The organism is Paenibacillus anseongensis (genome assembly GCF_009757995.1).
Classification (GTDB): Bacteria; Bacillota; Bacilli; order Paenibacillales; family NBRC-103111; genus Paenibacillus_E; species Paenibacillus_E chondroitinus.
In genome coordinates, this window is record NZ_WSEM01000020.1 from 483,242 (window position 1) to 507,049 (window position 23,808).

Annotated in this window: 23 protein-coding genes; 9 read left to right on the forward strand and 14 right to left on the reverse strand. The window is 46.8% G+C overall.

What is annotated here, in order from left to right:
• Positions 1-97 precede the first annotated feature (97 nt).
• The 4 genes from yhbH (at position 98) to GON05_RS25940 (ending at position 3,282) form a co-directional block, all read left to right on the forward strand.
• The gene (gene yhbH, locus GON05_RS25925; protein WP_127456711.1) at positions 98-1,255 is read left to right on the forward strand and encodes a sporulation protein YhbH; all 1,158 of its coding nucleotides are present in this window, start codon (positions 98-100) and stop codon (positions 1,253-1,255) included.
• The gene (locus GON05_RS25930) at positions 1,252-2,685 is read left to right on the forward strand and encodes a SpoVR family protein (RefSeq protein WP_181646721.1); all 1,434 of its coding nucleotides are present in this window, start codon (positions 1,252-1,254) and stop codon (positions 2,683-2,685) included. The genes yhbH and GON05_RS25930 overlap by 4 nt, the downstream gene beginning before the upstream one ends.
• A gap of 170 nt (positions 2,686-2,855) precedes the next feature.
• On the forward strand, positions 2,856-3,113 hold the full coding sequence (locus GON05_RS25935; protein ID WP_157323128.1) for a hypothetical protein: 258 nt from the start codon (positions 2,856-2,858) through the stop codon (positions 3,111-3,113).
• Positions 3,103-3,282, forward strand: a complete 180-nt coding sequence (locus tag GON05_RS25940) for a hypothetical protein (RefSeq protein WP_157323130.1) — start codon at positions 3,103-3,105, stop codon at positions 3,280-3,282. Before GON05_RS25935 ends, GON05_RS25940 begins: the two co-directional genes overlap by 11 nt.
• A gap of 3 nt (positions 3,283-3,285) precedes the next feature.
• Here GON05_RS25940 and GON05_RS25945 read toward each other — a convergent pair whose 3' ends face one another.
• The 3 genes from GON05_RS25945 to GON05_RS25955 all read right to left on the reverse strand — a co-directional run bounded on the left by GON05_RS25945 (position 3,286) and on the right by GON05_RS25955 (position 4,507).
• Positions 3,286-3,567, reverse strand: a complete 282-nt coding sequence (locus tag GON05_RS25945; RefSeq protein ID WP_157323132.1) for a type II toxin-antitoxin system RelE/ParE family toxin — start codon at positions 3,565-3,567, stop codon at positions 3,286-3,288.
• Entirely contained in the window at positions 3,568-3,801 is a 234-nt protein-coding gene (locus tag GON05_RS25950; protein WP_157323134.1) for a hypothetical protein, read from the reverse strand.
• A gap of 139 nt (positions 3,802-3,940) precedes the next feature.
• On the reverse strand, positions 3,941-4,507 hold the full coding sequence (locus GON05_RS25955) for a Uma2 family endonuclease (protein ID WP_309492861.1): 567 nt from the start codon (positions 4,505-4,507) through the stop codon (positions 3,941-3,943).
• 225 nt (positions 4,508-4,732) lie between these two features.
• On the opposite strand from GON05_RS25955, the gene GON05_RS25960 reads away from it, so the two are divergent.
• Both GON05_RS25960 and GON05_RS25965 read left to right on the forward strand, forming a co-directional pair.
• On the forward strand, positions 4,733-4,945 hold the full coding sequence (locus GON05_RS25960; protein WP_157323138.1) for a hypothetical protein: 213 nt from the start codon (positions 4,733-4,735) through the stop codon (positions 4,943-4,945).
• A gap of 149 nt (positions 4,946-5,094) precedes the next feature.
• A complete protein-coding gene (locus tag GON05_RS25965) occupies positions 5,095-5,886 on the forward strand; it encodes a hypothetical protein (RefSeq protein WP_185157249.1) in 792 nt (263 codons plus the stop codon).
• Between the two features lie 116 nt (positions 5,887-6,002).
• Here GON05_RS25965 and GON05_RS25970 read toward each other — a convergent pair whose 3' ends face one another.
• Positions 6,003-6,641, reverse strand: a complete 639-nt coding sequence (locus tag GON05_RS25970; protein WP_157323140.1) for a nitroreductase family protein — start codon at positions 6,639-6,641, stop codon at positions 6,003-6,005.
• A gap of 177 nt (positions 6,642-6,818) precedes the next feature.
• Between GON05_RS25970 and GON05_RS25975 the strand changes: the two genes are divergently transcribed.
• On the forward strand, positions 6,819-7,238 hold the full coding sequence (locus GON05_RS25975; protein ID WP_157323142.1) for a winged helix-turn-helix transcriptional regulator: 420 nt from the start codon (positions 6,819-6,821) through the stop codon (positions 7,236-7,238).
• 262 nt (positions 7,239-7,500) lie between these two features.
• On the opposite strand, the gene GON05_RS25980 is transcribed toward GON05_RS25975, so the two are convergent.
• The 10 genes from GON05_RS25980 to GON05_RS26025 all read right to left on the reverse strand — a co-directional run bounded on the left by GON05_RS25980 (position 7,501) and on the right by GON05_RS26025 (position 18,886).
• Positions 7,501-8,331, reverse strand: coding sequence for an aldo/keto reductase (locus tag GON05_RS25980; RefSeq protein WP_157323144.1), 831 nt, complete (start codon positions 8,329-8,331; stop codon positions 7,501-7,503).
• 85 nt (positions 8,332-8,416) lie between these two features.
• A complete protein-coding gene (locus tag GON05_RS25985; RefSeq protein WP_127456769.1) occupies positions 8,417-9,862 on the reverse strand; it encodes a nicotinate phosphoribosyltransferase in 1,446 nt (481 codons plus the stop codon).
• Positions 9,863-9,880: 18 nt separating this feature from the next.
• Positions 9,881-10,714, reverse strand: coding sequence for an ammonia-dependent NAD(+) synthetase (nadE, locus tag GON05_RS25990; RefSeq protein WP_246239431.1), 834 nt, complete (start codon positions 10,712-10,714; stop codon positions 9,881-9,883).
• 63 nt (positions 10,715-10,777) lie between these two features.
• Positions 10,778-11,320, reverse strand: coding sequence for a cysteine hydrolase family protein (locus tag GON05_RS25995; protein WP_157323145.1), 543 nt, complete (start codon positions 11,318-11,320; stop codon positions 10,778-10,780).
• A gap of 70 nt (positions 11,321-11,390) precedes the next feature.
• Positions 11,391-12,158: an NUDIX domain-containing protein gene (locus tag GON05_RS26000; RefSeq protein WP_157323147.1), complete on the reverse strand. Its 768-nt coding sequence runs from the start codon at positions 12,156-12,158 to the stop codon at positions 11,391-11,393.
• A gap of 113 nt (positions 12,159-12,271) precedes the next feature.
• Positions 12,272-14,344, reverse strand: a complete 2,073-nt coding sequence (locus GON05_RS26005; protein ID WP_157323149.1) for a class I SAM-dependent methyltransferase — start codon at positions 14,342-14,344, stop codon at positions 12,272-12,274.
• Positions 14,345-14,396: 52 nt separating this feature from the next.
• Positions 14,397-14,723 carry an SPW repeat domain-containing protein gene (locus GON05_RS26010; RefSeq protein WP_157323150.1) on the reverse strand — a complete coding sequence of 109 codons (327 nt, stop codon included), beginning with the start codon at positions 14,721-14,723 and terminating at the stop codon, positions 14,397-14,399.
• Positions 14,724-14,881: 158 nt separating this feature from the next.
• Positions 14,882-16,009: a stalk domain-containing protein gene (locus tag GON05_RS26015; RefSeq protein WP_157323152.1), complete on the reverse strand. Its 1,128-nt coding sequence runs from the start codon at positions 16,007-16,009 to the stop codon at positions 14,882-14,884.
• A 204-nt stretch (positions 16,010-16,213) separates the two neighbouring features.
• Entirely contained in the window at positions 16,214-16,501 is a 288-nt protein-coding gene (locus GON05_RS26020; RefSeq protein WP_157323154.1) for a hypothetical protein, read from the reverse strand.
• A 681-nt stretch (positions 16,502-17,182) separates the two neighbouring features.
• On the reverse strand, positions 17,183-18,886 hold the full coding sequence (locus GON05_RS26025; RefSeq protein ID WP_157323155.1) for a methyl-accepting chemotaxis protein: 1,704 nt from the start codon (positions 18,884-18,886) through the stop codon (positions 17,183-17,185).
• Positions 18,887-19,059: 173 nt separating this feature from the next.
• Here GON05_RS26025 and GON05_RS26030 point away from each other — a divergent pair, with 173 nt between their 5' ends.
• Positions 19,060-22,818: a response regulator gene (locus tag GON05_RS26030; RefSeq protein WP_181646722.1), complete on the forward strand. Its 3,759-nt coding sequence runs from the start codon at positions 19,060-19,062 to the stop codon at positions 22,816-22,818.
• Positions 22,819-22,902: 84 nt separating this feature from the next.
• On the forward strand, positions 22,903-23,808 hold the full coding sequence (trhO, locus tag GON05_RS26035) for an oxygen-dependent tRNA uridine(34) hydroxylase TrhO (RefSeq protein WP_157323159.1): 906 nt from the start codon (positions 22,903-22,905) through the stop codon (positions 23,806-23,808).

Sequence of the window (23,808 nt, forward strand, 5' to 3'; positions counted from 1 at the left end):
AGCTTTTTTTCACATCTAAATCATTGCTTTGTGCATGCCATACGATAAGGGTAAGGAGCTACTTGCCTAGGAAGATCACCCCCAAGGAGGTGTCAACATGACAGAACCCCTATTTACCGTTTCGCGTGAGGATTGGTCATTGCACCGTAAAGGGTACCAAGATCAAACCCGACACCAAGAGAAGGTCAAAGATGCCATTAAACAGAACCTCCCTGATTTGGTTACAGATGAAAGCATTGTAATGTCCAACGGGAAGCAGGTTGTGAAGGTACCTATTAAGAGTCTGGATGAGTACCGTTTTCGGTATAACTTTAACAAAGGGAAACATGTCGGACAGGGAGACGGCGACTCGCAAGTGGGTGATGTGCTTGGAACCGACCCTCAGCCTGCTCAAGGACCTGGGAAAGGCGAAGGCGCGGGCGATCAGGCCGGTGAAGATTATTATGAGGCCGAAGTCAGCATGGAGGAGCTGCAAGCGATGCTGTTCTCTGAGCTGGAGCTGCCGAATTTGCAGAAAAAAGAGAAGCGCAACATGACGACCACAGAAGTGATTTTCAATGATATCCGCAAAAAAGGCATCATGTCCAACATCGATAAAAAGCGCACCATCATTGAAAATTTACGCCGGAATTCACGCTCGAATTCGCCGGGTATTCACCATATAAGCCCCGATGACCTTCGTTTCAAAACGTGGGATGAGGTCGAGAAGCCGCACTCGAATGCCCTCATCATCGCCATGATGGATACGTCAGGCTCCATGGGGTCCTTTGAGAAATATATTGCACGCAGCTTCTTCTTCTGGATGACGCGGTTTCTGCGTACCAAATACGAAAACGTGGAAATTGTGTTCATTGCTCACCATACGGAAGCCAAAGAGGTTACGGAAGAGGAATTTTTCACCAAAGGAGAAAGCGGCGGTACGATCTGCTCCTCCGCATACCAAACCGCCATTGATATCATTGATAAAAGGTACCCGCCTTCTCAGTTTAATATTTATCCGTTCCATTTCTCTGATGGAGATAATTTAACGTCGGATAACGAACGCTGTGTGAAGCTCATCTCCCAATTAATGGAGCGCTGCAACATGTTTGGTTACGGAGAGGTCAACCAATATAACCGCAGCTCTACGCTGATGTCCGCTTTTCGCCACATTCATGATCCTAAATTTCTACATTATGTCATCCGCGAAAAAGGCGAAGTTTACAAAGCGTTGAAAACCTTTTTTACCAAGCAGGAGGGAGTGGCTGTTCCGTGAGTAAATCCGAAATTCAGCAGCTTGAATACGCCATTGATGAGATAACGGAGATTGCCAAAGGGTTTGGGCTCGACTTCTATCCCATGAGGTACGAAATATGTCCTGCCGAAATAATCTATACATTTGGGGCCTATGGGATGCCAACCCGTTATAGCCATTGGAGCTTCGGGAAAAACTTTCACCGTATGAAAACGCAATACGATCTGGGGTTAAGTAAAATTTACGAGCTGGTCATCAACTCCGACCCTTGCTATGCTTTCTTACTGGATGGCAACTCGCTCATTCAAAACAAGCTCATTGTCGCTCACGTGCTGGCGCACTGTGATTTTTTCAAAAATAACGTCCGCTTCTCCAAAACGAACCGCAACATGGTCGAAAGCATGTCCGCCACGGCCGAACGTATCCGACAATATGAAATCGAGTACGGTATTGACGAAGTCGAGCAATTCATTGACGCGGTACTCGCCATTCAAGAGCATATTGATCCTGTGCTCACCCTTTCTTACAGGCAGACGCGCGATCGCCAAGAAACCAATAAAGCCTCAACCCCCGCTGCGAAGTCGGAAGCGACTTACGGTTATGAGGACTTATGGAGTTTGGATGCTAAAAGTAAACCCGCTCCTTCAACGGATAAAGAAGAAGTCAAGCGCTTCCCACCCAAGCCTGAGAAGGATATCCTGCTCTTTATTGAAGAGAATGCGCCCTATATGGAGAATTGGCAGCGGGACATTTTGACCATGCTGCGTGATGAAATGCTGTACTTCTGGCCGCAGTTGGAGACCAAAATCATGAACGAAGGCTGGGCTTCTTACTGGCATCAACGCATTTTGCGCGAGCTTGATTTGACCGAAGAAGAGACGATTGAATACTCCAAACTCAATTCGTCCGTCGTTGTTCCCTCCCGTCATACGCTGAACCCGTATTATTTGGGCGTAAAAATTTTCGAGGATATCGAAAAGCACTGGGATAATCCGACCGAAGAGGAAATACGGACGCAAGGCCGTAAAAAAGGCGAAGGCCGGAACAAAATGTTCGAGGTGCGCGAGTACGAATCCGATACCTCCTTCATCCGGAACTATTTGAACAAACCGTTAGTGGAGGAACTGGATCTATACGTATTTGAGAAGAAAGGGCCTGAGTGGAAAATCACGGATAAAACATGGGAGAATACGCGGGATCAGCTATTCGCATCCCGTGTCAACGGAGGGTTCCCGTATATTGTCGTGGAAGATGGCGACTATCAGCGCAATGGCGAGCTGTATTTGAAGCATTGCTATGAGGGCGTCGAGCTGGATCTCAAATACGTGGAACGGACGCTTCCCTATATTTACAAGCTCTGGGGTAAGTCCATTCATATGCATACGGTTGTGGAAGAGAAGCCGGTTTTGTTCTCTTTTGACGGTAAGAAGCATCATCGCAGATTTCTGTAGTGTAGGGCGGAAAAATATAAACCTCCAAGACTTGTGGCTTTGGAGGTTTTTGAATTTAAACAGCCGCAAATAAGCTCTCTAAGAACGATCACGGATTTTTGTGAGAGCTTGGTTGTTACCTGTTTTGTGATAAAATAGCTTTATAAGAACCTAGTGGAGGTGTGCCAGCTATGCAATGGGAAGAAGTTCGTAAGATTTATCCTGACCAATACGTTAGGCTACAAATCCTTGCATCCCATACCGAAGGCAATACCAAATATGTAGACGAAGTTGCTTTGATTAAAGCTATTCAGGATCCCAAGGATGCAACTCTGGAACTGCTCCGTGCAAAGGACGGTATCGTTGTGTCTCACACTTCGAATGAAGAGCTGAAGATTGAGCTCCGTGCACTTAGAGGCTTACGAGGAGTAGTACAGCATGAAAGTTAATCTTGTGGATGGATTGCTGCAGACCTCGATTACGATAAATTACAAGGGACAAACACTCACGATAGACAAGATGGTCATTGATACCGATGCTTCCCACACACATCCAATTCAATCATTTTTTTCTAATAGCCCATTAACGATTGAAAGCTACTCAAATAGAAGTGAATGAGAATTAATATTTAAATTTACGTTTCATGGCTCCATGCTTAAATGAAGTGATCACATATCGCTCACCGTTATCTAACACTTTATAGGACACTATATATCGGTCTACTATACAGTAATATGTGTTGTTGTATTCACGTGAAGGCATCATCGTGCCCATACTTACAACCTTCTGCTCCACTAAACGCAGCAAATCAATCTTATAGTCAATGGTCTCCTGTTCGCTATAATGATCACTCTTAATTTGTCTGAATCGATTTCGCGCCGTTTCGGTCCATTGTACGATCAACTATATTTCACCACGCTTTATAGCTTCAACCATCTCTTCTGTAGAATAAACTTTCCCTTGCTTTAAGTCTTTCTCGGAAGCCTCAATCATTTGTCTAACTTCCGGATCGGAATCAAACTCATCCACGGGACAGTAGACCTCATATTCCATGCCTGCAATTTGGATAAACTCTTTGTGGTCTTTCAGATACGAATCAATAACTGTGCCGTCTGGAGCCTTGAGACTAAAATTCATGAGCTTCGCCTCCTTTTTGTTTGAATTATACCATATTCAGTGTTGTAACTGCAGTATGTTCACTTTTAACCGTATTTCTATAGTGTAGAATGAAAAACCCTCCGAACCTTGTGGCTTTGGAGGGTTTTGAATTTAAGTTCTATTCTATACTGAATAGCCTGTTCATAGGTATCTGTAATTCTTTAAATGTAATGGACTGGATTGCTTCCTGCTCCGTATACAGACGCCGTACCTGGTAACTACCATCCTGCAGATAATAGACGTGAGCTGTTCGGTTGCCAGGATCAACAATCCAATACTCCTGTACCCCGTACTTTTGATATAAATTGAACTTCTCATTAAAGTCTTTCAATGCCGTAGAAGGGGAAAGCACTTCAATGATAAGAGCTGGAGCACCATTGCAGCCTTTTTTTGAAATTTGATCTTTTGAACAAACAACGGTCAGATCGGGCTGTGTAACATGGTCGGGCGAGTCATACGCTTCACTTTCGCTAAAAAACACATCAAATGGAGCGACGAACACAAAGCAACTCCGACTCTCAAAAAATGTCCGCAAAGCGAAATGCAGTTCTCCTACAATGAATTGATGCAAAGAAGTCGGAGCTAACGACATATTATAGGCTTTGCCATCAATTAACTCCCATGTTCCGTCCCATGTTAGCCAGTCTTGATAGGTGTGAATATTCTTTTCATCCGGATTTGACACGATGATGTTCAACCTCCTTCTGATTTTGCTGTGACATTTATTAAGTGTATCATGTTCAAACGAACCATTGTTAATAAGCAAAAACAAACGATCAAGAGCTATTTTCCAACCGACAAAAATAGTGCTATTCCGACAACGGTAATCGACGGACATCCTATTCAAGGGATGTTACGCTTAAAACTCAGTTAATTGATAATAATTTTCATGTCAGGAGATGAGTTGAAAGTGAGAATGAATATTTTATTTAACAAGAGACCAATTTCTGTGAACTTTATCGGCACGGACCACAAACTAATTCCCTCTCTGATCAACGCTCTTCGTTATAACAAATTCACAACGACGAATCTTGGTCATACTTTAGAGCATGTAGACTTATTCAGCTCCGAAGCCATTTTATACGCAAAGGATGGAAATAAAGCGAGAATTCCAATTTTTTAATCAGGATACGTACATACAAGAAAAGCCTATTCGCTAGAGTGACTCATTCACTTTACGGATGGGCTTTTTTCGTGCGACTTAGCATAATTTAGTTCTGAGTTTCATAGACTGATAGAAATGAAATGAATGAAATGATAGGAGTTGCCTTTATGTACACGATCCGTCTCGCCAAAAATAAAGCAGCCTCCCTACTTATCTATCTCCTAATTATGATAACTAGTTTCATATGGACCATCGTCTGGGGGACTCATGGTCATGTCCGACCGCCGAACCTCCCCATTTCCGAGTATCGCGTCGATCAGGCAAGCAATGGCGTTACCCTCCACACGATCCAAACTCCGCCGCAAAATATAGGACTCAAAGCGATCACTGCGAATATAACGGATCTGAGCGACAATGGGATCAACGGCGGGTTCTTCTGGCAGGGTTATCTGCTAAGCATTGCCGTCATTAACGACCTCCCGGTTAAAGGGCAGCCCGGCGATTACGGCTCCGGCTGGTTTAATATCGACCGCAAACGAGGGACGTTGGTCTGGGATGAAAAGGCGCAAACTTTCACGATTCAAGTGGTCGAAAACGCCAATGAACTGAAGGTCATGGATCGCAACCAGTACTGGGCGCAGGGCGGTGTGAGCATGGGACTGACGAACCCAGACGGTTGGGCGGCACAAGCGGTTTCGGAAGAGATGCCGGTCATTGACGAGAAGCGCATGCGCTCAGGTATCGTGTATGACCGGAACAATAACGTGTACCTGGTCGTAGCTCCTACACCATGCACGGGTGAACAATTCCGCACAGCCATATTGGAGCAAGTGGGGAGCGGTCAGCTCGTGGACGGGCTTTTTCTGGACGGCGACGGTTCCTCGCAGCTCAAGGTTGAGGACTACGTGCTGCCCGGCGATCATCGCGAGGTGTATCAGATGATTACGCTGCGGAAGTAAGTAGAGTCGGAGGGACAAGTCGTCAAACTTGATCGTGGAGACTGAAACAGCGACAGCCACGGACCAGAAAATAAAATCCTAGACTATCGCTGTATTATTGAACGTGCTCGTTATTATTAAAGCTTCCCATTCCAATATGTCACTTCATCTACGCCTAACCTCACCGATGTATATCCCGGTTTCTTAGCTTTACCAATAGCAATCATTAGAACATTTACGAGATTTTCTGGAATATTGAACTCTTTACGAAACTCTTCAACATTATAACCAATCATAGGTACTGTATCATAACCTCTTGCTTTTGCAGCTAACATAAACTGCATAGCTGCCAGACCGCTATCAATCATTAGCCATTCTCGTTTTACTTGTTCACTTACATGTCCTGAAAAATCGTCCATACTATTATTAATTTTTTCCTTAGCCTCTTCTGTCATATAACCTGCATCCACAGCTTTTTGATTTATTCTATCTGAATTTTCTACAGAATAAGCATTCATATCGCCTAACAAAGCAACAACAGCAGGTGCCTCAAGTACTTGACGTTGTCCTAAAGCAATTTTGTGTAGTCTTTCTTTAAGGATAGGATCAGTGAACACCATAAATCTCCAGGTATTTAGATTATGTGCATTTGGAGCAAGGATAGCTTCTCCAATAAGTTCTTTAATCTCTTCATCAGGAACCTTAACTGAAGTATCATAATTCCGAACAGATCGACGATCATGAATGACATCATAAAAATTAGCATATTTTTCCATTTTCCCCTTACCTCCGACTTAGTTTTGTGATTAGTCACATATAGTTAACTGCCACATGGCTAAACTAAATTGCTAACAGGGTTTATTATGGTATAGTGCATATACATTGAAAAGTACGCACTTTTCTGTGATATACACACGAAAAAGTAAGAATTGCATGATCACAAGGAGATCAAAATGAAAAAAACATACAATAATCAAATTGAAGTTGTGCTAGACATAATTAGGGGGAAATGGAAGTCACATATTATTTTTCATTTAGGAAGTGGCCCTGTAAGAACTGGCGAACTAATACGTTTGGTTACAGGAGTAACACAGAAGATGCTGATTGAGCAATTAAAAGAGCTGGAACAAGATGGTTTAGTTTCTAGAAAAGTTTACAATCAAGTACCACCGAAGGTTGAATACTCCCTTACAGATTATGGTTCTTCATTGAAAGATATTTTAAAAGTAGTTTGCGATTGGGGAGATGATTATGTTAAGCGTAGATACCCCGACGGTGAAGTTACCATTAGGACCAATGAGAATAACAAGGACACCAAGACAGACACGAATGGGAACTATGATCCGCTAATCTCACAAAATCAGTCTTTGTAGCTGCTGAAGCGGATCTACAGGGTCTTATTTCTGGCCAATACCCGCGCCTCGCGGCAAATTTGCTCAAATAAAGGACCCTAGTTCCCCTCCAGCCGCAAAAGTGCTGTTTCGCGGGCAAGTAACGCCCTGTAGTTCCCATCGGAGCCTAAGACTGCGTACATACACGCCTTTGTCCAAATCCACGCCACGACCATGACCAGGACAAGGGTAATCAAGACAAAAAAAAGAACTCCCGCCAACAAACCGCGGGAATTCCACATTTTTAGAACGGAACGTTGTCCGGATCCGCTCCAATTCGTTTGTTCTGGTTCAACGAATCCACGAGAGCCATATCCTCAGCGCTCAGCTCAAAATCAAAGATATTCGCATTCTCGCGAATCCGATGCGCTGTCACCGATTTCGGAATCGTGACGACACCGTTCTGTATGTCCCAACGCAGTACAATTTGTGCCGCCGATTTCTCATGCTTGGCCGCGAGCTGCGTCAGCACCGGATGATCGAGATTCCCCTGCATCAGCGGACTCCAAGCTTCCAGCTGAATGTTATTCTCGCGAGTGAAGGCGAGAAGTTCTTTTTGCGCCAGCTGTGGATGGTATTCGACTTGGTTCACAGCAGGCACAACACCTGTATCCTCAATCACATGGTGCAAATGATGAATTTGAAAATTGCTAACGCCAATCGCGCGCACATGGCCTTCTTTTTGTAAATGAACAAGGGCTTTCCAAGTTTCCCGATACGTCGCCGGTTTAGCCCAGTGAACTAAATACAGATCGATCGTCTCGAGGCCAAGCCGTTTGCGGCTTGCTTCAAAGGCCTTCAGGGTGGACTCATAGCCCTGATCCGAGTTCCATACTTTGGTGGTGACGAAAATCTCGTCGCGCGGCACACCGCTTTCACGCAGCCCCTGACCGACACCTTCTTCATTCTGATAGATTGCGGCCGTATCAATACTTCGGTAGCCCAGTTGAAGGGCCGTTTTTACAGCGCTAATGACTTCCTGGCCTTCTTTGCTTTTCCAAACACCTAGCCCCAGCCATGGCATATGCACGCCATTATTGAGTTGAACTCCTTGAGTGAATGCTTGCGTCGACATTGGATAATCCCTCCATCAGTTCATAGGATATGACGGCTCTTGAAAGAGTACGCACAATCCCTATCATACCACTCGGGGTATCCAATCACATAATGGTATGCGCATGGATCAAATTCATTTTCAGCTCCCATAGCTCTGTGCTTAAGTTCACACGATAGCCTTCCGGGTTGAGTTTGCGTAAATATTGCGGCCAAAACGTGCGGATTTGCTCCTTATGATAAGCCCGAATCTCATCCAACGTAGGCAGCTCGTAGACAAGCTCGCCTCCCGTAAAAATCGGTTTAAGCAGCGGAACCGCTTCGTAGTCCTCGATATACTTGTATATATACGTATGCGTGGGATCGAACAACTTCACTCGCTCGCCGCGCTGAATATCGACCTCGTGCTCCATAGCCAGGTAATCGGCTTCCGCTTTACCGGTTTTTTTGTTGATAATCCGGTAGGCTTCCTTGAAGCCGGGATTGGATACTTTCTCGGGGTTGCCCGAGATTTTGATAACCGGCTCGAACGAGCCGTTTTTCTCCAGGGCAACAAGCTTGTAAACCCCGCCGAGCGCGGGCTGATCGGCAGCGGTAATGAGCTGGGTGCCTACGCCCCAGACATCGATTTTGGCCCCTTGGGCTTTCAGCCCCTCGATGATATTCTCATCGAGATCGTTCGAGGCGACGATCGCCACCTCGGGAAAACCCGCCTCATCCAGCATAAGCCTCGCTTGCTGGGATAAATACGCCAAATCGCCGCTGTCGAGGCGAATGGCGTTCATTCGCTTGCCTTGCTGCTGCAGCATGCGCGCGATCTTAATGGCGTTCGGCACGCCGCTGCGCAGCGTGTCGTACGTATCCACGAGCAGCGTCACTTGCTCCGGCAGCGCCTCAGCATACACACGGAAAGCTTCCTCTTCCGTGTCGAAGGCCTGCACCCATGCGTGCGCGTGGGTGCCCTTGGTCGGGATGCCGAACAGCATCCCGGCCCGCAAGTTCGACGTCGCGTGGAAGCCCGCGATGTAAGCGGCTCTTGCGCCCCAGATCGCGGCGTCAGCCTCTTGGGCGCGCCGGGTCCCGAACTCGAGCAGCACCTCGTTCGGAACGACCTGTTTGATCCGCGAAGCTTTCGTCGCGATGAGCGTCTGGTAGTTCACGAAGTTGAGAATCGCCGTCTCGACAAACTGCGCCTCAAAGATGCTGGCGACTACGCGCACAAGCGGCACGTTCGGGAAAACGAGCGTACCTTCCGGTACGCATTGCAGATCGCCGCTGAACTTGAACGCGCGCAGCGCTTCAAGAAAGTCTTCGCGGTAATGCTCTTCCTGTTCGCGCAGATAAGCAATTTCGTCATCCCCGAAACGCAGGTGCTTGATATAGTGAACGAGCCGCTCCAAGCCGGCAAAAACAGCGTATCCGCCGTCAAACGGCAGCTTGCGGAAATACACCTCGAAAACGGCTTTCTCTTGATAAGTGCCTTTCAACCAATGCGCGTACATCATATTGATTTGATATTTATCTGTGTGAAGCGTCAAATTTTCATAATTCATTTCGTAGTTCATATAAAATCATCCTTTCCACCAAGTGTCGTAGCAGGTTACCGGTCCTCTACGTTTATGTTCCGTAATCGCATAACGCTCCTCAATTTTCTGAACAATTTCAGCAGGAACAGGGCGGCCCTCCAAGTAGTGATCCAATTGCACATAGCTAACGCCAAGGGCATCTTCATCGGGAAGACCGGGCTTCAAATCCTCCAAGTCAGCCGTAGGCTTCTTCAAATACAAATGCTCCGGGCATCCCAGCCGCTTGAGCAGTTCCTTGCCTTGCCGTTTATCTAGCCCATAGATGGGAGCTACATCGCAGGCGCCATCCCCATGTTTCGTATAAAAGCCCGTAATAGCCTCAGCAGCGTGATCCGTCCCTAGCACCAAAAGCCCATAATGCGCAGCTAAATCATACTGCACCTTCATACGCTCGCGAGCCTTGACGTTCCCTTTATGAAAATCACTCAGCGTTTCTCCTGTCGCTTCCGCAAATTGCTTCACAGATGCATCAACGGCCGGTTGAATATTGACCGTGACAACTCGGCTTGCCGCAATGAACTGAATGGCTGCTTGCGCGTCTTCTTCATCTTTTTGAATGCCATACGGCAGTCTAACCGCCATAAACTGATAAGCATCCTTGCCGCTTTCCGCATTCATTTCATCGATCGCCATTTGAGCCAGCTTGCCTGCTAATGTGGAGTCTTGGCCTCCGGACATGCCCAGTACGTAACCTTTGGCTCCTGTATAGCGAAGATATTCTTTAAGGAATTGGATACGGCGTTGAATTTCGTTCTCCGGGTTAATTTCGCTTTCTACATGCAATATGGTTTGAATTTCAGCTTGTGTCGTATGTGGCATTGGGGACATCTCCTTCATGATATTGGATAATCCTAGCATTCCAGTTAATGCCGCTGTTTCATACTACCAACCGCGAACAACTTTAGCCCCAAGTGTGCTCTCAAAATGCTGCAAAGCCCATTCATGGCCTTGGCCGTTAAAGCTGGCAACCGCATCCTCATGGACCACGATATCAAACCCTTTATTGTAAGCATCCACCGCTGTGTGCAGCACGCAAATATCTGTGCAGACGCCAATGAGATGAAGCTCCTGAATGCCTCTGGCTCTGAGCTTCAGCTCCAAATCCGTACCGCAGAAGGCGCTGTATCTCGTTTTATCCATCCAATAAATATCGTTTTTATGCTGCTCATACACGGTTTTCAAGCGGCCGTACAAATCGCGGCCCGCTGTGCCTCTGATATTGTGCGGCGGGAACAGCTTCGTCTCCGGATGATACGGGTCCTGTTCATCATGCAGATCCACTGCCATAACGACGAAATCCTGCTGTTCTACGAATGCCTCCGTGATCTCGGAGATCCGTGTTTCTATGGCAATGCCTGGTTCCCCGCAAGGAAGCTTCCCATCAACAAAATCGACCGTATAATCAATAACAATCAATGCTTTCATCTTAACCAACTCCTTGATTCAGTATATTTGATAGTATTAATAAGACAATATCAAAGGGTAAAAGAGAGGCCTAGCTGTAAATGGACAGCTGAGGCACATAATCAGTGAAACGGTAGAGCTGAGCCGCACGTTGGGAATACCGATTTGACATTTTCCCTTGTCCGTTGTGGTCCAGAACCTCTTCAATAATACCTTTGCGGCTCTGTGTAGATGTAATTTTACGGATAAAATTCCGCTCGTTGAAGGTCGGGACGACCGTCTGAATCACTTGATACAATTCGCTGATGGTGAATTCCTCGGACAAGAACTCTTTCGCAATCGTTGTCGTGAGCATCTTCGTCTGAATTTGGGCAAGCGCATCACGAACGATGATTTCGTGGTCAAACGCAAGATCCATCGCGAGCGCTTCCTCCACAGGAAACAGCCGGACATCTGCGGCATCATCTGCGGCTTGGCGCTTTTCCAGAAAGCGCTCATGCACTAACGCGAAGAATGCGTGGGAGATGATCCACCCCCGAGGATCGCGTTTCGGCGTGCTGTACACGTTGAAGTAGGCAAGGTGGACATCGGAAACTCCCGTTTCCTCCGTCAGCTCGCGCCGCGCGCTCTCCTGGATCGTTTCGTTCTCGGACGAGAATCCGCCTGGCAGCGCCCATTGTCCTTCGAAAGGCCACTGCTTTCTTTGAATGAGCAGCACTTGCAGCTCTCTATGCGGGAGCGACTTCTTCGTGGAATCCTTGCCTTCGGAAGTGATAGTGAAGATCACAATGTCGGCAGGCGCACCGTCTGGTGTACGATATTTGCTGGCTTGATAATTGCTTTCATTTTCTGCGTTCAAGGCGATCACCTGCTTGGATGCGATTAATCATATTGTCGTTTTGATATTTTCATTATGACATATTAAAATGACGCACGCAATAGTTTTTTTCCAGAATGACAAATCGCAACAGCCTATTTTTCGATGACTATTAAACAGGTGCTGTCCGGCAGCGCAACCGCGGTTCCACTTTCATCCAGCAGTCTTACTTTGCCCTTCAGCGCTTCCGTGTATCCTTCCTGCAGGAAATGCCTGTTCTCAATAATTTTGGCCCCAGGTCCCAGAGTACGATGAATAAAAGCTGTGTATTCACTCGGTGTAAAGTAACCGAATTGTTCCTGCACTTCATGCACATACGCTTCCTCGCCCCAAGTATAAGTATAGAGAAACTCCATCGCATCATTGACTGGCATAACCACTTTATCCGCCTCAACAACCTCATACTTAATCTCTCGTCCGGCAAAATCCTTTGCATACCGTTCGAGATACGCCATATCCCCGTTCTGCAAAAAGTGAATTGTTCGCTTTTGCTCGACAGGCTCCGTCATAATCCCATCGCGAATCACGATTCTCCCGCCAGGCGAGAGAACATCATAAGCGCTGCGCAGTGCCGCAGCAATGGTCGCATGGTTGAATTTTCGCCCTTCATAAGGGATATAGGAGTAGAGCTCGTGGAGGATGGAAGAAAAGATGACCGTATCAATGGTTCCTTGTTCCACATACTGCTTCAGATCAAGCGCATCCCCTTTCAGAACAGTCCATTGATGACCTTCCAGCTGCTTCTTGCGCTCCAGCGCCTCGATCACGTTTGAGGAAATATCAATCCCAATGGGATGCTTGTCCGGTAAATACTGTTCAATCAGATCGAGCATAACGCCACCGCCCGGACCGATATCGACAACACGCTTCCCAACAACGTAGTCCAGCATCAACTTTTTATAATCTGCCGTCTGATTCATTGTGGTCAAATAATCTTCTTCATTGTGAAAACGGTCGTAGGCATCTCTCCGCAATTCAAACAGATCGAATAGCAACAGCACAGCCTTTTCATATAACGGGGACTTCTCGGCCTCTACGCAGAATTCAATCAGCTTCTCTGCAGCAGGGGAAAATTGGCATGTAAAAAACACGGTATCCGCAAGTTGAGATTTCCGCTCAATGAGGTGCTTCAAGTGGCCGTTGCTCCACGCCAGTTTTCCTTCGGCTATTTCTTCCCAGGTCATCTCATCCACATATTTTTCGATCATCCGTTTCTTGTAGACGTTGACTTTCTTACTGCCTTTGTAATCGTAATACAAAATATTCATGAAGGGCTCAAAGCTGATATGGCGGACCGAATCCCCTTCACGGCAGGACTCTTGGATAATCAGAAATACACGAACCATCTGCCTTAATGTAAAATCCTGAAAAGCCGCTTCTACATACCATAAGGTTGTCGCTTCCAAAAAAGCCCCTAAACCATTTAGCAGATCAGGCGCTTCATCCAAAATCCGTTGATAGTCCCGCTCGAAATTTTCACCTTTTCGGATAGAGTTGCCGCGTAATTTAGCCAACCTGTCTTTCAAAGAAATCTCTGGTTTCAATGCTCCTAATAAAATCTTCTCAATCAACGACCTTACTTGACTGCTGACCGAAAGCCAAAGCTCTTCCGAAACCGCCGCAATGATGCACTCGTTCAGCGCCAGAAGCAAATCCCTTAACTCATCTGCCGATAGCAAGCGATCTTCCACTAATTGGGTTAACGGAGCGTGTTCCCGCAGAGGGACTTCCCCTCGAATCGTCTGTCCAATGAGCCCGTGCGTATAAATTAACGTATGTATCACAGCCGATTTATCACTTGAATTCCCAGCATGAAGCTTGTACAGTTGGGCGGAGCCTTGATTATGTACATAGAGATGAATGCCTTGATTCTGCCACGTGAAGCGATCCCTCAGAGTACCTCCTTTAGAGACCTCAGACCAGATCAATACTTCTTCCAACACTTCCTTCTTCCAAAAAGACAAAGCAAGCTCGTCCAACCTGAGCAAGGTCCGCTGGACATAATCAAGAACAGGGTTCGCCTGAGCCAGCTCCTGGATCGACTGAATCCGCTCGAAGTTCACGATGCGCTCTTCCGCCGAAACCATGTAGGATAGCCATTTATGCTCAGAAGCTGCTGCGGTGTCCCCTGTTCGATAGTTGTGTATCAGTTCTAATGAACGGAGCATATCTATGTGTTTCCTCCTATGGGAAGTTGGTACTTAACATCAGTATAATCGATCATTGCTCGTCGGCATACAAATTCGCGTAATTGATGAGAATGGTCAAGAAACCAAGCACGACAAACAAGAAATAGGCCATCAACTCTACATAGAACACATTGGGAAAGAGAATAAAAATGGCACCAATCAACAGGCACAGCCAGTTCTGCCAGACCCGCTTTCCTGACTTGCCTAGAGCGAGCAGCGATCCCACGAATTGTACGCTTCCAAGCAGCACACAGACAAAGAACGCATTCGTTTGAGTCTCAAATCCAAACACCCAGGGGCTGACCAAAAACCAGAGTCCCATGCACGCCGACAATCCATTTTTCAAATACATGGTCATCTTCCACCTCCTACAAGTTTTGGCAACGTAAAAGATGATCTTTTACGAGATAATATAGTATACGCAAACGCTTTCAAAAATGTGATATAGAAAAGCCTCCAGCTCACCCATTTATTTGGGCGGACTAGAGGCTTCGTGGTTATGAGCTTATGAGTGAATTACTGTTCAATGTGTAAAACGCCGGAATCTCCTGTTTTCACTTCAGCTTTCAGGATGTCTGACACGAACTTGAGCGGCACATACAAGATATCATTCTGAATGACAGGGGCTGCGCCCAAGGAAACAGGTGCCATTTTCGCATAAAAATAGCTGTCTTTGCCCACGGTCACACTCGTCCATTGCGCTCCCTTGTGAAGCTCAGCCGCATACGTGGCTTGGTTCCAAGTTACTTCATAACCAAGACCTTCTGCTACCTTACGGAATGGCACCAAGCTTACGCCTTCTGCACTCGTTATTTGGTCACCAGCAGCCAAATCCATAGCAACTTTGGAAACCGGCTCCGTTTTAACAGGAATGGTCAAATCCGCAGCCAGTGGAAACCGGAATTCCGGAGAACCCATCACGCCCGGTGCAATCGCATATTTCGGGAATACGACGACCGCTTCGCCCTTTTCCACATAAAAGCCCTGTGATTCTCCAATGCCCTTGAAATCGTCCTTAAAATAGTTCTCCGGATGCTCATCCATGGCTGCTCTAACTCCAGCATCTACGGTTTCCTTGTAACTGTCACCAAGCACATCCTGCAAGGTAACGCGCTGGGCTTCTTCACGGTTTAACACATTGTAGGTGTCAACGCGCGGCATGCCGGTTCCCCCAGTGGCTCCGTACGTCGTAATTTGCAGGGAGACGAGCCCCGCCGGGGAACCCGTGCCATCCGACTTCAACTCATAAATAATGGTGAGTTCATAAGGACGATACGTAAACCCTTTGGTTTTGGCATCAGCTGCAGCTTCATCCGCCTCTTTCTCCCAGTTCGCCAAATCTTCATTCGCATGGGACAAAAGAATATCGTTCAACTGCTCCTCATATTTCGCATCCAGCATCCCGGAAAGCTGAGGAACTTTGACATTCGTCTTCAAATTTTCCGTCTTGGAGGTGAGCACTACCTCTTTCATTTGAACCGCTGCGGCTTGTATGGCAATCGGTGTCACCTTCGCGCTGATAGGAACAGCCGTCACTGTTTCTGCTGAAGCTGAGCCTGCGGTCAGTACAGCACCGCTTACGCCAACCAGCACCGCACATCCGAGCACACTCATTTTCAACATGTTAAAAGGATTTTTTCTCATTTCACGTCACTCCTCATTCGTTATTGTCTAGTTATCTGTGTTTGTTCTAACCTTCACGATAACAAGACGCACGAGCGAATGAAAAAGTCTGAATATATGGTTTATCATTTTAAAAGCAATTCAATAAAATCCACGACCTTGCCGTTCATTGAACTGTTTTTTTGTCTAATCGACATTCCGCCTCCTGAAGAGTTACGTGTGAACTCAACAACTACCTGAAGAGTTGCGTGTGAACTCAACAACTACCTGACGACCTGCGTGAGAAACATCAATGAGCAAAACTCGCAGAGTTTCCGGGGGAATTTGTACCTCATCTGCTAGATACTCTCCATTTATTGTCGCGGGCAGCCTGTTTCCTGTGTCGGCATCTCTTACAGCCAAAGAGAGAGTACGCGCTTCTTTCGAAGAGTTGTTAATCGTAATGGCCAAGTCATCTTGATTTTCTTTCTTGATAAAAGAGAATTGTGATTTTGAACTGTTAACTAGACTCACAGAAGTGCACCTCCTAGTTGATGGAATTGTTTTGTTTTAATACAACGTATTTTGGCGATGGAGAACACCCAACGCCGCTAAAATCCAGCGTTACTGAGACATTTGGCGGAGGGGGCATCCTCATAGGAGATCTAAGCTGGCTGGCCACCTAGAGGAACTGCAGGGCGCTATTCTAACAAATTAAGCCCGTTTCCGCGTTCAAGTGGAACTGCAGGGCCCTATTTGACCGCCTAATCCCGATTTCTTCAAGAAAACGGACAAATAGAGGACGTCAGTTCCCCTCCAGGTGAAGAAGAGAACTATTTCGATGAAATAGGGCCCTGTAGTTCCCCTCAGGGAGGAACCGTAGCAGCGATAGCAGCGACAGTAACAGCTATGTTGTATTTTGCGCAACCATTTAGCCGTAAAAGGGCCTCACTTCGCCTCTATAGTGCACTTTGTACAACGATTGTTGCATTTAAACCGCTTACAATTCACCTTTCGCAACAAATAGTTGTATTTTGCGCAACGAAAGACCGCGATCGCGGTCTGACCCTACCATTACGTTGTATGTAATACAACGTAGCTCTTCAACTTTGCTGCACAGCCATCTTTACAACGAAAAATATTTGTTTGAGTAGAAAAAAACTTCCCTGAGACAGCCTCAGAGAAGTTCTATTAAACTAGCTTATGAATCCAGGTCTAAACACGGAAAGCCGTCACCACTTGATGCAGATCCTGGGCAATCGTCGACAGGTTTCTCGCCGAAGAGGTGATCTCCTCAGTAGAAGCCAGCTGCTCTTCCGTAGCAGCAGCTACAGACTGCGCTGTCCCTGATGTTTGCTGTGCGACAGAACCGACATTGGCCACTGTTGCGGCAATCTGCTCCGTAGAAGCAGCCATCTGTTGTGCAGCTGCAGCAGTTTCCTGAATTTTGCTCGCTACTTCCTGCGAAGCTGCTACGATCTGACCGAAGGCCATCTCAGCGCTGCCTACTTCTTTCAAGCCTTCCTGTACTTCCAGAAGTCCAGTGTTCATAACTCCCGCAGCGCGAACGGAATCCCTTTGAATGTTGGAGATGAGTTCAGAGATGTCACGCACGGATTCATCTGTCTGGGAGGCCAGCTTGCGAACCTCTCCCGCAACAACCGCAAATCCTTTGCCGCTCTCTCCGGCACGCGCAGCCTCAATCGCCGCATTCAAAGCGAGCAAATTCGTTTGGGAAGCGATATTTCCAATCAGCGTCGAGATTTGCCCAATGCTCTGGGAGTGTCTCTCCAGCTCTTGAATGACTTGATTCGCCGAGTCAACCGAATGGCTGACCGCTTGCATTTTATAAACAACCCGCTCCATAGCGTGTGTGCCTTCCTCTGCCATTTGCGTAGCGGAAATGGATAGCTCTGATACATCCGAGGTCGTCTCTGCGATCCGCTGAATGCCAACCGACATTTCCTCCATCGCTCTGCCGCACTCCATCGAGCTTTGCGCTTGGATATCCGCACCGGTTGCGAACTCCTGCACAGCTGCCGCCACGTGCTGGGAAGCGGACGTATTTTGCTCCGAACTGGCAAAAAGCTGTTGGGAGGATGCTGCCACACTACCTGCAGCTTGCAGCATATGATGCACCGAATCGCGCAAGTGGTCGACCATTTGATTCACGGAGCCGGCCAAGTCGCCGATTTCATCTTTATTTTTCACGATAATGGGCTCCACGGTAAGATCGCCGTTCGCAATGCGGTTTAAAGCCTGTGACGTTTTGCGAACAGGTGTGGAGATATTACTAACAAGTGCGTAACAAGCAGCCAGCATGAAGACGATCAATGCACCTAGTACAATTAGTGAGATCATGACACTTTTTTGATACAGATTTTTATTTTCTTGATCCGCCAGCTTTCCACCATCCTGGTTAAAAGTTACCATTTCCGCCATCGTTTTTTGCGCTTTGCCAAATGTGGTTGCCAGCGCCTGAAGGCTTTCTGCAGCCTCCTTCGTTTTCGTCGGATCAGCGGATAGTTGTTTGTTTACCAAGAAGGCTGCTTTGAAATCTTCCCAGCTTTTGTTAAGCTCATTGAACTTGGTGGTATCTTCGTCCCCGGAGAGACTTCCCTTATAGTTTTCTAACAATTTGTCGATTCCTGTCATCGCTTGAGCAATGCCTGCATCGAGAGGCTCATGTTTTTTGGGATCCGGTTCTAACTTTTTCTGATAGTAGAGTGTTAAAATGTGCTCTGAGTTAAAATGAATCTCATCAATGACTTGCACCCCTACCATCCAATTCGTAGCCATCTCCGCACTGTTGTCTTTGAGCACGCCCATCCGCGTCATATCGGTTAAACTTAACCCTGCGACCATGAGAAAAATAATTGCAAATACCATCATCATTTTCGATCTTACAGTAAAACGCATGATTGAAATCCCTCCAAGTAATGAATGAATGACCCCACAATGATGTATACTCAAATCATCCTGTTACCTATCATCATAAAACGAAATCGTTAAATGAATTACGTAATACTGTCATCGAAATTGTAAGTTTTCCTAACATTTTGATGAATCTTGACGATTTATGGAGGCTTCCGATGTTATTATCTTTACGTTTCAAACTTGTTGCACTTCTTGTTCTAATCACTACTTTTTCATTAACGGTTGTAGGTTTTACGAATTACAAGCTATCAAAAGATAAATTAATTGGGCAAATCAAAGCCCAGTCCATCACTTCTGTCGCCAATTCCGCGCAAAATTTATATGACTTCCTGTCCATTCGCCTAGCCGAGGTTGAGATGATAAGTCGTGTTAGCGTCATGAAGAATGGAACTGTTCAGGAACGGCTGGCCTACCTGACCCAAGAACTGCAAGCCGGGAACAATCGCTTTTTGGCAATGGGGGTGGCGGATCCGGACGGGAATCTTCTTCTTACCACGGGTCAAAAGCTGAATATCAAAGGTCAGCGGAGATTTGAAGAGGCTTTGCTAGGCAAAACTTATATCTCAGATCCCTATATCGGCGAAATTTCAGGCAAATATATCATTACCATTACCACTCCTGTTTGCGATGAAAACAAAAAAGTAACTAGCATCGTCGATATTTCACTAGACGCGGAAGCTACCTTTCGCGATCACCTGCATACGCCCCTTGAAGGGGTTCAGACCGTCATCGTGAACCATGAAGGAACCATTCTGTACCATACGGATGCCAGCAAAATATTAAAGCAGAATATTTTCAGCAACAACCCTTCATTAGCTTATGTCTTGGAAGAAGCCTTCCAGCAGGATGCTGGCTATTTGGACCAATATTTGGATAACGGTAAAAGAGCGCAATGGTTCTATGCTCGTGTGCCCAATTTAAATTGGCATCTCGGTTATTCCATGCCGATGACGGTTTACCAGCAACCAGCCAGTTCTTTGCTTTGGTGGACCGTTGGCTTAATCACTGGAACCGCCGCGATCTTGTTCTTGCTGATTTGCTTAACGGCGGACTCGCTCATCATTTCACGGATTCAACAAATTCTTCGCGTCACAGAATCTGTGGCTGCCGGCGACTTTTATATCAAGCCGCTCCAGTTCAAAAGCAAAGATGAGCTAGGCGCTCTTGCGCATTCCGTAAACGGTATGATTGAAAATCTGCGTGAACTTTTCGAACCGTTTGAAGCTTTTATTCAGCACAATCAATATGCAATGATCGTCACGGACCCTCATTTTACAATCAATCACCTGAACCGCCGGGCGACCGAACTTCTTGGCTATACGTTCACGGATGTACATAAAAAAGCTACCCCTCTGATATGGTTGAATCACGATCAGCTAGTTGAAAGAGCTGCCAAATACACCATTGAGCTAGGAGAATTTGTGCCTGCCGATTGCACAGCACTCGTGATCCGCTCGCTTCGCCATCTGAAAGAAGATAGCGAATGGATATGGCATCATAAAGATGGAACCCGCCTTTTTGTCCAATTGAGTGTCAGCGCTATTTCGCATCCAGGGGGCGATCTCAAAGGTTACGTCATCATTGCCCGCGATATCAGCGACATTAAAGAAAGCAATGAAACGAAGATGCGGCTGCTTACCATTGTAGAAAGCGCGCGGGATGCCATCCTTTCTTTTGATCAGCAAGGCTACATTTTCTATATGAATCAAGCAGGTAAAAATTTAATTGGCTTAGAGAATGAACAAACGGCCAAATATCATTTCAGCGAGTACGTGGATATCCGAAGTGATGTCGATCTCGAAGAGGGGCTTCTTACCGCAATAAGCGAAGGGTTCTGGGAATTCGAAGCGGAAGCGTTAACGAAAGAGCAGCGCCGGATTTTCATCTCCGTGACGGTCGTTCCCCATACGCCTGCCGAAAAGGGAGAACGCTACTTCTCCGCCATATCGCGGGATATTACAGACCAAATGTTAGCCAAAGATGAGCTGATCCTGGCGAAACAGGAGGCCGACGACGCCAACCTGACCAAGGGCATTTTCCTTGCGCGGATGAGCCATGAAATTCGAACGCCGCTCAACGGCATCGTCGGGTTATCCTACTTGATGGAACGAACCGCGATGACTCCACTGCAGAAGGATTATATGGCCAAAATCACCAAATCTTCGCTTTCTTTATCACAGATCATCAGCGACATCTTGGACTTCTCCAAGCTGGAGGTGGACAAGCTGGCCATTGAACATCATGCCTTCCTGCTGGATGATACGATTGACCGTGTGTGCGAAACGCTTAGTGTGCTACTTGGTCATAAGTCGGTCGATTTTATTTGTGATATTGATGAGCGAGTGCCGCTTGGCCTCATTGGCGATTCCTTGCGCCTGTATCAGGTTCTCTTGAACTTAACCAGCAACGCGATTAAATTCACAGAACAAGGAACCGTCACACTGCGTGTCCATGCCCAGGAGCTTCAGGAAGAGCAAGTATCTATCGGCTTCACGATAAGTGATACTGGGATTGGCATGAATGATGAACAACTCGCCAAGCTGTTCCAGCCTTTCGTTCAGGCCGATGAAGTCACGAGCCGCAAATTCGGGGGAACAGGGCTTGGACTTGTCATTTCCAAGAGCATCATTGATAATATGGGCGGCTCCATTGAAGCCTCCAGCCAGCCTGGCGTGGGCAGTGTGTTCCATGTCAGTATTCCTTTTGCTTTAACCTTGCAAACGACGAAGTCACATACCCGCTTCCAGCTTCGCGCCTTTCTTGTGGAAGATCATCCCGAACTGCACCGTGTGCTGCTGCAAACGTTGGCATCCATGTGTTCGGAAGCGGCAGGTGTTTACTCCTGGAAAGAAGCAAGGAAAGCTATCGACCTCATTCCACTGGATCTGGTGCTGCTCGATATGGAGGCTTTTGATATGTATGGGGAAGAAGTCTGGTTGGACATGCTGGAGACCTGTAATCGGAACAACTTGAAAACGATTATTTATACGACCTTGCCGGGCCGGGATGCCTTGGAGCAGCTGCCTGCGGAGGCCGCACCGCACGCGATTTTGGTCAAGCCGGTTTCCCGGAGCGTTCTGTACCAAACCCTGCAAACGATCACAGGCAGCTTTACTACGGAGGACGCCGACCAGACTTCTCATGCCGATAATCATGAAAGTAAAGAAACCTGGCCATCCTTTCCGCGAATTCTGCTTGTCGAGGATAATGACATCAATCAGACCGTGGCTCGCTCCCTTTTGGAAAGTATGAATGGTGTCGTTCAAGTAGCTTCTAATGGTTACGAAGCTTTGCAGCATCTGGAAACCTCGGATTACCAATTAATCCTGATGGATATCCATATGCCTGATCTTGATGGCATTGAAACTGCTAAGCGCATTCGGCTTCAGCCCAAATGGCGGCACATTCCCATTATAGCCGTCACCGCCGACTCTACCCTGGAGAAGCGTCTAGCTTGCATTCGCGCTGGCATGAATGAAGTCATCTCCAAACCTATCATTCCTGATCGTTTGTTCGCCGCTGTGAGCACTTGTTTAAGCTTGAGCGGCAAAATGGCGGCACCTGGACTGGATATGGAAGAAGCTCTGGAACGGCTGCTTGGCAAAACCGACATTTATCATCAAATGCTTAGGAAATTTCATGTACAGTCCCAAGATTTGATTGAGCAGCTAACAACAACCATCCAACAAATCAAATATGAGGATGCCTTGCATCTCCTGCATACGCTGCGCGGTTCATCAAGCAACCTGTCCGCCAATCGCGTGTACGCCGCGGCAACCGCGCTCGAAGAGACGCTGAAACAGTCCACTCCTCTGGATGAATCCAAAACCATCCTGATCCAAAACCAGGTGCAATCCCTGGCGATCGCTTTGGAAGAGGTCTTTCACACCATCCAAAAATTGCTGCTTGATTGAAAAATGTGCGGTTTTATGTCACTATATGCATAGGGCTCCTGCTGACAGGAGCATGCATTTTATACGTATAGGTGGTTTAAGATCATGACAGAACAAAGCGCTCCATACCGCATTTTGTTGTATTATAAATTCGTTAATGTGATAGATCATGAAGCATTAGCTCGAGAGCATCTGGCTTATTGCAAAAAGCTCGGCGTCAAAGGCCGTATCCTGATCGCCCCAGAAGGCATCAACGGTACCCTCTCAGGAACCGTGGAACAAACCGACGCTTACATCGCCATGATGAACCAAATGCCTCTTTTTAAAGATATGGTCTACAAAATTGATGAGAGCGAAGGACATGCTTTCAAAAAGCTGTTCGTTCGTCCTAAAAAAGAGCTCGTTACCTTCCGTCTCGAAGAAGATGTGAATCCGAATGAGCTGACGGGCACGCATTTGAAGCCCAAGGAATTCTATGAAAAGCTTCAACAAGAGGATGTTATCGTCCTCGACGGGCGCAACCATTACGAGTACGAAATCGGGCACTTCCGCGGCGCCATTCGTCCCGAAGTGGAAACAACACGCGAATTCCCAGAATGGATTCGCAACAATCTTCAAGAATTTAAGAACAAGCCGATTCTCACTTATTGCACTGGCGGTATTCGTTGTGAGAAGTTGTCCGGTTTTCTGATTCAAGAGGGCTTCACAGATGTTTACCAACTCGATGGCGGCATTGTCACTTACGGGAAAGATGAAGACGTGAAGGGACGCCTTTTTGATGGTAAATGTTACGTGTTTGATGAGCGGATCTCGGTTCCTATCAACCGTACGGACGAGGATATCATTGTAGGCAAATGCTACCACTGTGGCAAACCTGAGGATCGCTACATCAACTGTGCGAACGATTTGTGCCACCTGAAGCATGTATGCTGTGAAGCTTGCGAAGAAGAGCATAACAGCTTCTGCTCCAAGGAATGTGAAGAGAAGACGCTTAGCTCGTTAGAAGCATAA